We start from the raw sequence: 12,923 nt of genomic DNA on the forward strand, positions 1-12,923 counted from the left end.
GTGGTCCTTACTCGGTCACGGGCACACCAGCCGGGGCACTTTCGGCCCTGGCCGCCTTGTCAGCGGCCTTGTCCTTGGCGGATTTGCCGCCCTTGGCCGGGGCCGGGGCTTCGTCCACCGGCAGCAACGGCACACCCAGCTCGGTGCGCACCTTGTTCTCGATCTCGATGCGCAGGTCGGTGTTCTCGCGCAGGAATTCGCGCGAGTTGTCGCGGCCCTGGCCGATCTTCTCGCCGTTGTAGGCGTACCAGGCACCCGACTTCTCCACCACGCGGTGCACCACGCCCAGGTCCAGGATCTCGCCCTCGCGGCTGATGCCTTCGCCGAACAGGATGTCGAACTCGGCGGTCTTGAAGGGCGGCGAGACCTTGTTCTTCACCACCTTGACCTTGGTCTCGTTGCCGATCGCCTCTTCGCCCTTCTTGATCGTGCCGGTGCGGCGGATGTCCAGGCGCACGGAAGCGTAGAACTTGAGCGCGTTGCCGCCCGTGGTGGTCTCGGGGCTGCCGAACATGACGCCGATCTTCATGCGGATCTGGTTGATGAAGATCACCATGCAGTTGGTCTTCTTGATGTGGGCGGTGAGCTTGCGCAGCGCCTGGCTCATCAGGCGGGCCTGCAGGCCGGGCAGCGAATCGCCCATCTCGCCCTCGAGTTCGGCCTTGGGTGTGAGCGCGGCCACCGAGTCGACCACGATCAGGTCCACCGCGCCGGAGCGCACCAGGCTGTCAACGATCTCCAGCGCCTGCTCGCCGGTGTCGGGCTGGGAAATCAGCAGGTCCTGCAGGTTCACGCCGAGCTTCTGCGCGTACTGGATGTCCAGCGCGTGTTCGGCATCAACGAAGGCGCACTGGCCACCGAGCTTCTGCATCTCGGCGATGACTTGCAGCGTGAGCGTGGTCTTGCCCGAGGATTCCGGACCGTAGATTTCGACCACCCGGCCGCGCGGCAGGCCACCGACGCCCAGGGCGATGTCCAGCCCCAGGGAGCCGGTGGAGACGACCTGAATGTCCTCGATCACCTCGCCTTCGCCCAGCCGCATGATGGTGCCCTTGCCGAACTGCTTTTCGATCTGGGCCAGCGCGGCCTGCAGGGCCTTGGCTTTTTCGCTGTTGAGGGGATTGTTCTTGACGGCTGCGTCCATGGAGGGCTCCTGAGCGGTTGTGAGGGTTCGCATGGCCTGTGTGATTGCGTACAGGCTGGATGCTTGAACAGCAGTTTACAGGCGAGTTGAAAACCATATGGCAATTATTTGGTCAGTTTGCCTTACTATCTGACCATGCCCGACAGCTCCATCGCAACCGCCCCCGGGCGGCCACCCGACGACCGCTGGCGTGGTGGCCACCTGGGCCGCCTGATGGGCCAGGCGCTGCGGCGCTTCGACGAGCGCGTGCTGCATCTGATGGCGCACGACGCCAACGTGCCGCTGGCGCTGTCGCACCTGGCGGCGCGCGCGCAGGTCGGCGCGGCGCACATCCACATCACCCGCCACCTGAGCCTGCAGGGCTCGCGCCTGACCGAGCTGGCGCAACATGCCGGCATGAGCAAGCAGGCCATGGGCGATCTGGTGACGCAGTGCGAAGCCTGGGGTCTGGTGCGGCGCGAGCCCGATCCGCGCGATGCGCGCGCGCGGCGCATCGCCTTCACCGACACCGGGCTGCTGTGGCTGGAGGCGTTCCGCCAGGCCGTGGCGCAGGCCGAAGCCGAGTTCCGCGCCCAGGTGGGCGATGCGGTGGCCACCGTGGTGGCGCTCGGGCTGGAAGCCTATGGATCGGAAGCAGCCAGCGCCCGGAGTGCGACCTAAAATGGTTTCGAGCGACGCCGCACCCGGCGCGTGGCTCCATCTGCAAGACCAGAAGCTGCCCAGCCAGCCCCGAGGAGACATTCCATGCGCATCCTGATAGCCGAAGACGACCATGTACTGGCCGACGGCCTGCTGCGCAGCCTGCGAGCGGCCGGCGCTGCGGTGGACCACGTCACCAGCGGCAACGAGGCCGACGCCGCCTTGCTGACCAACAACGAGTTCGACCTGCTCATCCTCGATCTGGGCCTGCCCCGGCTGCACGGCCTGGAGGTGCTCAAGCGCCTGCGCTCGCGTGGCTCGACGCTGCCGGTGCTCATCCTCACCGCGGCCGACAGTGTGGAGGAACGCGTCAAGGGACTGGATTACGGTGCCGACGATTACATGGCCAAGCCGTTCTCGCTGCAGGAGCTCGAAGCACGCGTGCGCGCCCTGACGCGCCGCGGCATGGGCGGCACCACCAACACCATCCGCCATGGCCCGCTGGAATACGACCAGGCCGGCCGCGTGGCGACCATCGACGGCAAGATGGTCGAGCTCTCGGCGCGCGAGCTCGGCCTGCTGGAGGTGCTGCTGCAACGCGCCGGGCGCCTGGTGAGCAAGGACCAGTTGGTCGAGCGGCTGTGCGAATGGGGCGAAGAGGTGAGCAACAATGCCATCGAGGTCTACATCCACCGCCTGCGCAAGAAGATCGAAAAAGGCCCGATCCGCATCGCCACCGTGCGCGGCCTGGGCTACTGTCTTGAAAAAATCACCGGTTGAGGACGGCGCGCCAGGCGACGGCCCGGCCCTCCTTGAGGGCCGGGCCGGGCCGATGTCGTTCGGGCTGTTCCAGCGCGAGCAGCGCAGCCTGTTCGGCGAGATCCTGGACTGGATGCTCACACCGCTGCTGCTGTTGTGGCCGCTGTCGCTGGCGCTGACCTGGTTCGTTGCGCAGGGCATCGCGAGCAAGCCATTCGATCGCGCGCTCGAATTCAATCTGCAGGCGCTCACCCAGTTCGTACAGGCGCACGAAGGGCATGTGAGCTTCAACCTGAACGCCCAGGCGCGCGACCTGCTGCGCGCCGACGACAGCGATCTCGTCTACTACCAGGTGCTCGACTCGCGCGGCACGGTGATCAGCGGCGATGCGGACTTTCCCCGTCCAGGCGACGACATGGAACCCACGCCGGGCCTCGTGCAGATGCGCGACGACATGGTGCGCGGCGACGAAGTGCGCGTGGCCTACATCTGGCTGGAGCGCAACGACCCCGAGCGCCTGGTGCTGATGCAGGTGGCCGAGACGCGCGGCAAGCGCTCGACGCTGGCCGCCGAAATCATCAAGGGCGTGATGGTGCCGCAGTTCGTCATCCTGCCGCTGGCCGTGTTGCTGGTGTGGCTCGCGCTGGTGCGCGGCATCCGCCCGCTCAACGAACTGGAGCAGCGCATCCGCGCGCGCAAGCCCGACGACCTGAGCCCGATCGAGGAGTCTGCCATCCCGCAGGAAGTGGCGCCGCTGGTGTCCTCGATCAACGACCTGCTCACGCGGCTGAAAGCCTCACTCACCACGCAGCGGCGCTTTCTGGCCGACGCGGCGCACCAGCTCAAGACGCCCCTGGCCGGCTTGCGCATGCAGGCCGAGCTCGCGCAGCGCGAAACCGACCCGGTGGAGATCCGCGGCTCGTTGCAACAGATCGCGCGCTCCAGCGCGCGCGCCACGCACACCGTGAACCAGTTGCTGGCGCTGGCGCGCGCGGAAACCACCGGTCGCACGCTGCCCAGCGCGCGCATCGATCTCGCCCGGCTGGTGCGCGGGGTGGTGCAGGAATCCGTGCCGCGCGCGATGGAGCACGGCATCGACCTCGGCTTTGAAGGCCGGGACGAGGTGCCCGAGGACTGTCTGATCGAGGGCAATCCCATCCTGATGCAGGAAATGGTGCGCAACCTGGTGGACAACGCGATCAACTACACCGGCCGCGGCGGTGTGGTGACGGCGCGCGTGCTGCTCGACCCGTTCAGCGGCGTGCAGGTCCTGCAGGTCGAGGACAACGGCCCGGGCATCCCCGAGAACGAACGCGCCTTCGTGCTGCAGCCGTTTTACCGGGCACTGGGCACCAACGTCGACGGCTCCGGTCTGGGTCTGGCCATCGTGCAGGAGATTGCCCAGCAGCATGGCGCCACGGTGTTCATGGAAGACGCACACACCGAGCGCGGCCTGCGCGCCGTGGTGAGGTTCACGCCCAAGAACCCGCCGCGCTCGCAGGAGTGAGCGCTCAGGCCTTGGGCTGGTACACGTTGAGCTGCAGGCGCTCGCGCTCGATGGCGCGCGCCACCGCCGGCAGCGCGGCAAACCGCTGCACCAGCCCCCAGGTGGCCGGGAACCCGGCGGGGTCGATGCCGGCATAACCGCCCCAGCGCAGCAGCGTGAGCGCATAGGCATCCAGCGCGCCGGGCTTCTCCCCCATCATCCAGGGCGAGGCCTGGGCGGCCAGCGCCTCGATCTCGCCCAGCAGACCGCGGTAGGTCGTCGCGGCGAAGGCGCGGATGGCCGCCTTGGCGGCTTCGTCGTCGGTGAATTTCTCGGGCATGAACACGTGGGTGAACGTGGGGTGCACCGTGTTGTTCATCCAGGCCAGAGTCTGCAGCGCGCGCGTGCGCGCCAGTCCCGAGGCAGGCAGGATGCCGGCCTGTGGCAGCCTGGCGTCGAGATGCAGCAGGATGGCCACGATCTGCGTGATCACCTGGCCATCGTCCTCCAGCACCGGCACCTGGCCGCGTGGATTGAGTGCCAGGTATTCCGGGCTGCGCTGCTCGCCCTTGTGCAGCTTCACCATCGAAGGCTCGAAGTCGACGCCCGCGAGTTCGAGCATCGCGTGCGGCACGAACGAGCAGGCACCGGGTGCGAAATGAAGTTTCAGGCCCATGAGAAAAATCCTCTTGAAAACAATCAGCTGAGATGCTGCCCGACGATGCCCGCGATCTCGAACATCGTCACCTGGTCCTTGCCGAACACCGGCCGCAGTTTGGCGTCGGCGTTCACGCGCCGCTTGTCGGCCGCGTCCTGCAGGCCGTTGGCCTTGATGTAGTCCCACAGCTTCTTCACCACCTCGGGACGCGAGACGGCACCTTCGCCAATCACCGCGGCCAGCGCGGCGCTGGGTTGCTTGCCACTGGCTGCGGTGGTCTTGCGCGGTGCCCTGGGTGTCCCGGCCGACTTGGTGGCCGCGGCTTTCTTTGCCGGCGCCTTCTTCGCGGGCGCGGCCTTCTTCGCCGGCGCGGCACTGGCCGGCGCGCCTGCCGTCGTCTTGCGCGGCGGGAACTTGGACGGTGCGAACTCGAAGTTCACCTTGCCTGCCTCCTTGTCCCAGGCCAGGAAGGCCTTGAAGGCGCGGCGTGTGCGCATCGAGACGAATTTGTCGAGCAGGTCGGTCTTGCCGGTTTCGAGCAGCTTGCTCATCTGCTCGCGCGCCACCGGCTGCTGCAGGATGATCTTGCCGCTCTTGAAGTCGCAGCTGGGCGTGGGCTGGGCCAGCGTCGGCACAGCCTTTTCGCAGACATAGTTGCTGCCGTGCTCGTGCACCGCGCCACCGCACTTGGGGCAACGGCCCAGTGGCTCACTGCCCGAGAAGTCAACCAGTTCGCCCGTCTCTTCGCCCTTCTTGTCGTCGCCGAAGTCGAACTCCAGCTTCCAGTTCTTCTCTTCTTCGTTGAACTTGATCACGATCTCGGCCACGAAGGGCCAGCCCGCCTTGGAGCGGAAGCCTTCGAGCGGACCGATCTTCTTGTCGCGCAGCAACTGTTCAGCCTCCTCGGGTTCGAAGGTGCGCCCGGCAGGCGACTTGCCGAACGAAAAGCCGCAGCCCTCGCTGTTGCCGTCGGCACCCGTGCAGCCGTAGCGGCGGTAATTTTCTTTCACCACACCGCCGCAATTCGGGCAGGGCGTGGACAGCGTGGCGTAGTTGCCCGGAATGGTGTCGCGGTCGTATTCCTTGGCCTTCTTCACCATGCGCTCGGTCATGGCCGCGATCTCGCCCATGAAGGCGGCGCGACTGAGCCGGCCGTGCTCCATCTCGGCGAGCTTGTATTCCCACTCGCCGGTGAGTTCGGCCTTGGAGAGCTCCTCCACCCCCAGGCCACGCAGCAGCGTCATGAGCTGGAACGCCTTGGCCGTGGGAATGATCTCGCGGCCTTCGCGGAACATGTACTTCTCGGTCAGCAGGCCTTCGATGATGGCCGCGCGCGTCGCAGGGGTGCCCAGGCCCTTTTCCTGCATCGCCTCTCGCAGCTCGTCGTCGTCCACCAGTTTGCCCGCGCCCTCCATGGCGCCGAGCAGCGTGGCTTCCGAATAGCGCGCGGGCGGCTTGGTCTTCAGGCCCTTGGGCTCCACAGACTCGGTGCGCACGGTTTCGCCCTCACGCACCGGTACCAGGTTCTGGCCCTTGTCGCCTTCCTTGGCATCGACCACGTCCTCGGCGGCTTCCTTGCCGTAGACCGCCATCCAGCCCGGCCTGACCAGTACCTTGCCCTCGGTCTTGAAGTGGTGGTTGAGCACGGAGCTGATGCGCGTGGTCACCATGAATTCGGCGCTGGGGAAGAACACCGCGAGGAAGCGGCGCACCACCAGGTCATAGAGCTTCTGCTCGGCATCGCTCAGGCCGTGCGGCGCCTGCAGCGTGGGAATGATGGCAAAGTGGTCGCTCACCTTGCTGTTGTCGAAGACGCGCTTGCTCGGGCGGATGTAATTGCCGTCGAGCGCGGTCTTCGCATGCGGGGCGAGGTGCTTCATGCCGCTGCCGGCCAGCATCTCGAAGGTCTGCTTCACCGTGGGCAGGTAGTCCTCGGGCAGGGCGCGCGAATCGGTACGCGGGTAGGTCAGGGCCTTGTGCCGCTCGTACAGGCTTTGCGCCAGCTGCAGCGTGGTCTTGGCCGAGAAGCCGAAGCGGCCGTTGGCCTCGCGCTGCAGACTGGTCAGGTCGTACAGCAGGCCGCTGGCCTGCGTGGTGGGCTTGCTCTCTTCCTTCACGCTGGCGGCCTTGCCGCGCACGGCCTCGGCAATCGCCAGCGCCTCACGCTGGTTCCAGATGCGGTCGGCGCGCAGGTCGGCGTCGGCGTCCTCGCCGGTGGGCTTTCTGAAGTTGGGGTCGAACCACTTGCCCGGGTATTCACCAGCCTCGGCCAGGAAGGAGGCATGGATTTCCCAGTAGTCGCGGCTCCTGTGCGCCCGGATCTTTTCCTCGCGCTCGACCACGATGGACAGCGTGGGCGTCTGCACCCGGCCCACGGTGGTGAGGAAGAAGCCGCCGTCGCGCGAGTTGAAGGCCGTCATGGCGCGCGTGCCGTTGATGCCGACCATCCAGTCCGCTTCGGAGCGGCTGCGCGCGGCGTCGGCCAGCCCCTGCATCTGCTCGTTGCTGCGCAGGTTCTCGAAACCCTCGCGGATGGCCGCCGGCGTCATGGACTGCAGCCACAGGCGCTGCACCGGCTTGCCCAGGGGCTGGTAGCTGCCATTCTTCAGGCCACCGGCGTACTGCTCGATCAGCCGGAAGATCAGCTCGCCCTCGCGGCCCGCGTCGCAGGCATTGATGAGGCGGCCCACGTCCTTGCGCTTGACCAGCCTGACCACCGCGCCCAGGCGCGACTTGGTCTTGTCGATCGGCCGGAGTTCGAAATAGGGCGGCAGCACCGGCAGATGGGCAAAGCTCCACTTGCCGCGCTTCACGTCGAACTGCTCGGGCGCGGCGATCTCCACCAGGTGGCCCACGGCGGAGGTGACCACGTACTGGTCGTTCTCGAAGTGGTCGTCGTGTTTCTCGAACTTGCCCGCCGCCGGGGTGAGCGCGCGCACGATGTCCTGGGCGACCGAAGGCTTCTCGGCGATGACCAGCGTTTTGGAAGAACCTTCGGTTTGGACGGACCCTGATGTTTTCATCTCTACAATCTGCTTTCACGCGCGTGCACACGCGCACATGGGCACGCGCGCACCCGCGCGCACCTGCATGAAACAACCTTACCAAATAAATCGGCCGTGACGAAAACCCGAGGTTTCGCTGAAAGCCCCCGCAAGAAGCCGCGCCCCAAAGGCGCCAAGGCCATCAAGGCCCCGGCCCCAGTGCCCTCTGGCCGCCGCATCCAGACCCGGCGCTCCGGCGTGCACGGCAAGGGCGTGTATGCGGTCGTCGACCTGGCCGAGGGTGAGACCCTGGTGGAGTACGTGGGCGAGATCATCACCTGGGAAGAGGCGCTGCGGCGCCACCCGCATGACCCGAGCGATCCCAACCACACGTTCTACTTCCACATCGATGAAGACCATGTGATCGACGCCAAGGTGGGCGGCAATTCGGCGCGCTGGATCAACCACAGCTGCAAGCCCAACTGCGAGGCGGATGTGGAAGACGGTCGCGTGTTCATCCGCGCGCGGCGCAACATCAAGGCTGGCGAAGAGCTGTTCTACGACTACGGCCTGGTGATCGACGAACCCTACACGCCCAAGCTCAAGGCCGAGTACCCCTGCTGGTGTGGCGCCAAGAAGTGTCGAGGTACCCTGCTCGCACCCAAAAAGGCTGGACGCGCCTCCAGACTCGGCTGACTAAATGTCCCCCACGCTTCACCGCTGTGCGGATCGCTTCCCCCCAAGGTGGATCGTTCCCGGCCATGTCTGACCTGCTCTCGCACGCGGAGGCCGTGTGGCAGGCCGTGGTGCCCACGCTGCCGGGTTTCACCGTGGAGGTGCTGCCCAGTATCGATTCCACCAGCAGCGAACTCATGCGCCGTGCGCGCAGCGGACTCATGGAACCCGTGCTGCTCGCAGCCGAAGACCAGACTGCGGGACGCGGCCGCCTGGGCAAGGGCTGGCACAGCCGGCCAGACCAGTCGCTCACGTTCTCCCTCGCGCTGCCCCTGGCACCTGTCAATTGGGCTGGGCTGTCGCTGGCGGTGGGCGTGAGCCTGGCGAGCAGCCTGCATCCCGACATCCGCCTCAAATGGCCCAATGACCTCTGGCTGCACCAGCGCAAGATCGGCGGCATCCTGGTGGAGACCGCGAGCACCGGCGAAGCGCCGGCAGGCCAGCGCATGGTGGTGATCGGCGTGGGCATCAACGTCGCGCGCCCGGAAGCATCGGTCGTGGCCGCGCTGCTGCCCGACGGTGCCGGGGTGACCGCCATGGCCCCCGCCGGTCTGGCAGAGGTGCTGGTGGGCATCACCCCGGGCGAGGTGCTGGAGCGCGTGGCCGCCCCCCTGGTGCAGGACGTGCTGGCCTTCGCCACGCAAGGCTTTCCTGCGTTTGCGCAGCGGTTTGCCCGCCTCGATGCGCTGCAGGGGCACACCGTGCAGCTGTCCGACGGCACCCGCGGCACGGCCTGCGGCGTGGACGACAGCGGTGCCCTGCAGGTGCTCACCGCGCAAGGCATGCAGGCCGTGACCAGCGCGGAAGTGAGCGTACGCCCATGCTGAGGTGGGCCGTCCTCCTGCTGGTGCTGGCCAATGTGGGCTATTTCGCCTGGACCCAGGGCCAGCTCGACGGCCTGGGGCTGGCCCCGGTGGAGCAGTCCGAACCCCAACGGCTGGCGCAACAGGTCCAGCCCGAGGTGGTGCGCCTGCTCAATGGTCCCAAGGGCGCGTCGACACCAGATGCCGAGCCCGCGGTTGCTGCATCTGCGCCGGCCGCAGCGCCTGTGGCCACACCTGAGCCCGCAGCCCCACCCGAGGCGGTGCCAACCCCTTCGGTTGACAGCCCACCTGCCGTGATGGACACACCTGTGGCACCGCCCCGGCCCGCAACGCCACCCTCGACACCTACCCCCACCACCAGCCCGGCTGTCGCAGACAGCGGCCCCCGGGCTTGCTGGCTGGCAGGCGCGTTCACGGAGTCCCAGCTTGAGCTGCTGCGAGCCGAACTGGCCCTGCTCGGGCTGCCGGCCAGCCAGTGGCAGTTCACGGAGACCCGCAGTGGCGGACGGTGGATTGTCTACATGGGGCGCTACGACAACACCGAGCAGGTCGAGCGCAAGAAGGCCGAATTGCGCGCACTGGGCGTGAGCTTCCGCGAGATCACCGCACCCGGCCTGGCACCGGGCCTGGCCCTGGGCACCTATTCCAGCGAGAGCGCAGCGCAGCAGGCCCTGCGGCAGGTCGAGCAGGATGGCGTGCGCACAGCCAAGGTGGCGCAGGAGCGCGCGGAGTCGGTGTCGTACACCTTGCGCCTGCCGGCCATCACCGAGGCTCAGCGTGCCGCGGTGGACGGGCTGGACGAGGCGATGGCGGGCAAGACACTGCGCCGCTGCGTTTGAGCCACGGGTGTGTTCCCTGTTCCGGCAGGCCTCGGGGCGGCGATGATCCGCACCGTCGTTTCACACGTCCGGCCGAAATCGGGTTGCTGGGCGAGCGAGAACACGCAGGGGCCGCCCCGATCCCGACAGTTGCTCGCTCGCCAGCAACCCAGGCCAAGGCCCCCTGGAACAGGCCCTAGAAGCGGTAGGTCAGCGCCACACCCACTTCGCGGGTGTCGTTTCGGGGCTCGTAGAAGCCGCCGTTTACCTTGGAGTCTTCCGCGCTCCAGGTGCGCAGAAACGGTGTCACCGTGATGCGCGAAGGCTTGTGCGCGAAGTTGACATACAGCTCGATGCCGGACGCATCTTTCTGCCTCTTGTCCAGGCCACCCGAGATGGCCGAGTACTGATTGCCCCAGAGAGCCGAACGGTAGTTGAGGCCAGGGGAGATGGTCCAGTTGCCACTGTGAAAAGGCTTCTCCACACCCAAGGCAAGGTAGATGCGGTCGTTGACGCGCTGGTAGCCGGCCGGACCCGCCTCCTGGAGGTTGTCCGTCAGGCGGCGATAGCCCAGGCCGACAGAGAACGCGACGTCGCTCCATTGGGGAATCGACTGCCCGTAAGCAACCGACACATCGAGAAGGAATCGGCTCTGTCCGTTGAACCTGAGGTCGCCGTAATTGCCGCCGATGTAGCTGCCCGTGTAATCCGAGTAGCCCATGGCGATTTCGCCAGCGACGACCAGCTTGTTGTCTCGACCCAGGCGGCGGGTCACAGAGCCTTTCACACCGATGAGCGCGCCCTTCTCCTGCATGATTTTCTGATTCGACGTGCCGAACTCTTCGTAGAGCTCGGTATGGGTCGTCACGCCCAGTTCGTAGGTGTAGCGGCGGGCCAGACTGCCGCCGTCGATCCTGTCAGCGGGATCACCGGGATCGGCATCCCGGCCACCGCCGTCGCTGGCGACCTTCAGCTCGCTCACGAGGTGGTAGCCCCGCGACATCAAGTCACCGGCTTCCCCCTGATGGAGCGTCGGCTGTGCCTGAGGGAGGTCTGCCGCGAAAGCTACCGCGCCTGCCAGCGCGGCCGCGCACATGAGTATTCCTGAAATCCAGCGGCGCATTGCGTTCTGATGCATGGGCCGAAGGACCCTGGCGAGTAAAGGTTAAAGAAGTAACGAGACATTTTGACATGTCAGTCTTTCTTATTGCCCGCAGTCACGCAGGTTTCGGCAATTCCGCACAACTTTGCAACACCGGCGCTCAGAGGCCTGCGCTGGCCGTGGCGGCAGGTCGGGATTCGAACCAGTCCAGCGCCTCGTTCCACAGGGGCTGGGCGCGCGCCCTGAAGTAGCCCATGTGGCCGATCGGGCCGAGGCCCGCCAGGCGCGGATCGATGGTGACGGCGCGCACCGCCGCGTTGCGGTAGCCTGCCATGAAGGCATCGCGCGAGGCCGGTGGCGCCCAGGCGTCGTCCAGCGCATTGACCGCCACGATGGGAAAGCGCACATCGTCGAATCGCTCGGTGACGGACTTCATGCGCGGGTCGTCGAAAAAGTAGCGTGGAAACCGGCACCACTCGCGCCACTGTCGGTACACGTCCAGCGGCAGGTCTTCGCCCATGCCGAGCCGGCTCCAGGGCAGGTATCCGGCCATGCGGGTCCACACCGGGCCCAGCACGCGCCACATGAAGAGCACGCGCAGGCGCTCCAGCGGTGGCATCCAGCCATGCCATCCCGCACCGGTGGCGAAGGTCCAGGCACCATTGATGCCCTCCTGGCGCGGCAGCAACCCCAGGGCGTGGCCGCCGTACGAATGCCCGACGAGGTACAGCGGCATGCCCTCCTGGCGCATGGCCTCGACGGCTGCCGCCAGGTCGAGCCGGCCCCAGTCCAGGTAGTTCATGCGAAAACCCTTGAGGGTTGACGGCGCCGACGCCCCGATGCCGCGGTAGTCCAGCGTGAGCACGTCGAAGCCGCGCCGCGCGGCGTGTTCGGCGAAGCGCTTGTAGAAGCCCTGCGGCACGGCCGTGGCGCCGCCGACCACGAGGTGCGCGCGCGCCGGCGCGGAGCCACGGTAGCGCATCGCGGCGAGGGGATAGCCGTCGGCGGCGGTCAGCGAGAGGCGTTCGATGCGCACATCTGCCGGGAGGTCGTTGGTGGCGGTCATGTACAGGTCTCCGTTCAGCGCGCGGCACGCGCGGCGAGCAAGGTCAGCAAGGTGTGCGTCGCCTGCTGGATGGGTTCGGTGCTTTGCGCCACGCGGGCTTGCAGCAGGCCGCCTTCGTAGGTGGCGACGATCAGCGCCGCCACGCCCCGCGCGGACTCAGGCGGTTCGCCGGCGGCTTCCAGCGCCAGCGCAATGCGCTCGCGCAGCGTGGCGAAGGCGCGCGCCAGGGCTTCGCGCAGGGCGTGGTCCTCGGGCGTGCTCTCCAGCGCCACCGTGGCCAGCGGGCAACCTGCATGAAAGCCGGTGCTGCTCAGGCGCAGGGTGGCGCCCTGCATCCACTGCCGCGCCGCCTCGACCGGATCGGTGTTTCTGGCCAGCAGTCCGTCGAGCCAGCCCAGCATGCGCGCGACGACGTCGTCGATGGCCGCCACCGCCAGCTCGGTCTTGCCGCCGGGAAAGTGGTGGTACAGCACGCCCTTGGGCGCGCCGGCCTGGGCCAGCAGTTCGGTCAGCCCGATGCCGTGCAGGCCGCGGCGGCGCAGGGCGTCGACCATGGCGGCAATGAGGCGTTCGCGGGTGCCGGGTGGCTGATCGGAGGGCTTGGGTTCGGACATGGGCGCAATCTATAGACCGGTCGGTCTAGTGTCAAGCAGGCGGTGTCGCATGCGTGCGCCGGACAACAAAAAAGCGCCCGAAGGCGCTTTCTGT

Annotated in this window: 12 protein-coding genes; 6 read left to right on the plus strand and 6 right to left on the minus strand. The window is 67.1% G+C overall.

Annotation, left to right across the window (positions count from 1 at the left end; translation table 11 throughout):
- Nucleotides 1-7: 7 nt before the first annotated feature.
- Complete coding sequence (recA, locus tag K5880_RS08285; RefSeq protein ID WP_297650646.1) at nucleotides 8-1,144, minus strand: recombinase RecA; 1,137 nt, start codon at nucleotides 1,142-1,144, stop codon at nucleotides 8-10.
- A 135-nt stretch (nucleotides 1,145-1,279) separates the two neighbouring features.
- Here recA and K5880_RS08290 point away from each other — a divergent pair, with 135 nt between their 5' ends.
- The 3 genes from K5880_RS08290 (at nucleotide 1,280) to K5880_RS08300 (ending at nucleotide 4,049) form a co-directional block, all read left to right on the plus strand.
- The gene (locus tag K5880_RS08290) at nucleotides 1,280-1,804 is read left to right on the plus strand and encodes a MarR family transcriptional regulator (protein WP_297650648.1); all 525 of its coding nucleotides are present in this window, start codon (nucleotides 1,280-1,282) and stop codon (nucleotides 1,802-1,804) included.
- Nucleotides 1,805-1,888: 84 nt separating this feature from the next.
- The gene (locus K5880_RS08295) at nucleotides 1,889-2,563 is read left to right on the plus strand and encodes a response regulator transcription factor (RefSeq protein ID WP_297650650.1); all 675 of its coding nucleotides are present in this window, start codon (nucleotides 1,889-1,891) and stop codon (nucleotides 2,561-2,563) included.
- Nucleotides 2,564-2,615: 52 nt separating this feature from the next.
- Entirely contained in the window at nucleotides 2,616-4,049 is a 1,434-nt protein-coding gene (locus K5880_RS08300; protein ID WP_297650728.1) for a sensor histidine kinase, read from the plus strand.
- Nucleotides 4,050-4,053: 4 nt separating this feature from the next.
- Here K5880_RS08300 and K5880_RS08305 read toward each other — a convergent pair whose 3' ends face one another.
- Nucleotides 4,054-4,704: a glutathione S-transferase N-terminal domain-containing protein gene (locus K5880_RS08305; protein WP_297650652.1), complete on the minus strand. Its 651-nt coding sequence runs from the start codon at nucleotides 4,702-4,704 to the stop codon at nucleotides 4,054-4,056.
- Nucleotides 4,705-4,727: 23 nt separating this feature from the next.
- Nucleotides 4,728-7,709 carry a DNA topoisomerase III gene (locus K5880_RS08310; protein ID WP_297650654.1) on the minus strand — a complete coding sequence of 994 codons (2,982 nt, stop codon included), beginning with the start codon at nucleotides 7,707-7,709 and terminating at the stop codon, nucleotides 4,728-4,730.
- A 162-nt stretch (nucleotides 7,710-7,871) separates the two neighbouring features.
- Here K5880_RS08310 and K5880_RS08315 point away from each other — a divergent pair, with 162 nt between their 5' ends.
- The 3 genes from K5880_RS08315 (at nucleotide 7,872) to K5880_RS08325 (ending at nucleotide 10,068) form a co-directional block, all read left to right on the plus strand.
- The gene (locus tag K5880_RS08315; protein WP_297650730.1) at nucleotides 7,872-8,366 is read left to right on the plus strand and encodes an SET domain-containing protein-lysine N-methyltransferase; all 495 of its coding nucleotides are present in this window, start codon (nucleotides 7,872-7,874) and stop codon (nucleotides 8,364-8,366) included.
- Nucleotides 8,367-8,431: 65 nt separating this feature from the next.
- The gene (locus tag K5880_RS08320) at nucleotides 8,432-9,232 is read left to right on the plus strand and encodes a biotin--[acetyl-CoA-carboxylase] ligase (RefSeq protein ID WP_297650656.1); all 801 of its coding nucleotides are present in this window, start codon (nucleotides 8,432-8,434) and stop codon (nucleotides 9,230-9,232) included.
- The gene (locus K5880_RS08325) at nucleotides 9,226-10,068 is read left to right on the plus strand and encodes an SPOR domain-containing protein (RefSeq protein WP_297650658.1); all 843 of its coding nucleotides are present in this window, start codon (nucleotides 9,226-9,228) and stop codon (nucleotides 10,066-10,068) included. Before K5880_RS08320 ends, K5880_RS08325 begins: the two co-directional genes overlap by 7 nt.
- A 175-nt stretch (nucleotides 10,069-10,243) precedes the next feature.
- On the opposite strand, the gene K5880_RS08330 is transcribed toward K5880_RS08325, so the two are convergent.
- The 3 genes from K5880_RS08330 to K5880_RS08340 all read right to left on the minus strand — a co-directional run bounded on the left by K5880_RS08330 (nucleotide 10,244) and on the right by K5880_RS08340 (nucleotide 12,829).
- Nucleotides 10,244-11,185 carry a hypothetical protein gene (locus K5880_RS08330; RefSeq protein ID WP_297650660.1) on the minus strand — a complete coding sequence of 314 codons (942 nt, stop codon included), beginning with the start codon at nucleotides 11,183-11,185 and terminating at the stop codon, nucleotides 10,244-10,246.
- 124 nt (nucleotides 11,186-11,309) lie between these two features.
- The gene (locus K5880_RS08335) at nucleotides 11,310-12,215 is read right to left on the minus strand and encodes an alpha/beta fold hydrolase (protein ID WP_297650662.1); all 906 of its coding nucleotides are present in this window, start codon (nucleotides 12,213-12,215) and stop codon (nucleotides 11,310-11,312) included.
- Between the two features lie 14 nt (nucleotides 12,216-12,229).
- A complete protein-coding gene (locus tag K5880_RS08340; RefSeq protein ID WP_297650664.1) occupies nucleotides 12,230-12,829 on the minus strand; it encodes a TetR/AcrR family transcriptional regulator in 600 nt (199 codons plus the stop codon).
- Nucleotides 12,830-12,923: the final 94 nt, after the last annotated feature.

This window comes from Hydrogenophaga sp. (genome assembly GCF_025699295.1).
GTDB lineage: Bacteria > Pseudomonadota > Gammaproteobacteria > Burkholderiales > Burkholderiaceae_C > Hydrogenophaga.

Excerpts from the sequence above, each read along its gene's own strand:
- recA (WP_297650646.1), bottom strand. The coding sequence starts at position 1,144 with ATGGACGCAGCCGTCAAGAACAATCCCCTCAACAGCGAAAAAGCCAAG.
- K5880_RS08290 (WP_297650648.1), top strand. The coding sequence starts at position 1,280 with ATGCCCGACAGCTCCATCGCAACCGCCCCCGGGCGGCCACCCGACGAC.
- K5880_RS08295 (WP_297650650.1), top strand. The coding sequence starts at position 1,889 with ATGCGCATCCTGATAGCCGAAGACGACCATGTACTGGCCGACGGCCTG.
- K5880_RS08300 (WP_297650728.1), top strand. The coding sequence starts at position 2,616 with ATGTCGTTCGGGCTGTTCCAGCGCGAGCAGCGCAGCCTGTTCGGCGAG.
- K5880_RS08305 (WP_297650652.1), bottom strand. The coding sequence starts at position 4,704 with ATGGGCCTGAAACTTCATTTCGCACCCGGTGCCTGCTCGTTCGTGCCG.
- K5880_RS08310 (WP_297650654.1), bottom strand. The coding sequence starts at position 7,709 with ATGAAAACATCAGGGTCCGTCCAAACCGAAGGTTCTTCCAAAACGCTG.
- K5880_RS08320 (WP_297650656.1), top strand. The coding sequence starts at position 8,432 with ATGTCTGACCTGCTCTCGCACGCGGAGGCCGTGTGGCAGGCCGTGGTG.
- K5880_RS08325 (WP_297650658.1), top strand. The coding sequence starts at position 9,226 with ATGCTGAGGTGGGCCGTCCTCCTGCTGGTGCTGGCCAATGTGGGCTAT.
- K5880_RS08330 (WP_297650660.1), bottom strand. The coding sequence starts at position 11,185 with ATGCATCAGAACGCAATGCGCCGCTGGATTTCAGGAATACTCATGTGC.
- K5880_RS08335 (WP_297650662.1), bottom strand. The coding sequence starts at position 12,215 with ATGACCGCCACCAACGACCTCCCGGCAGATGTGCGCATCGAACGCCTC.
- K5880_RS08340 (WP_297650664.1), bottom strand. The coding sequence starts at position 12,829 with ATGTCCGAACCCAAGCCCTCCGATCAGCCACCCGGCACCCGCGAACGC.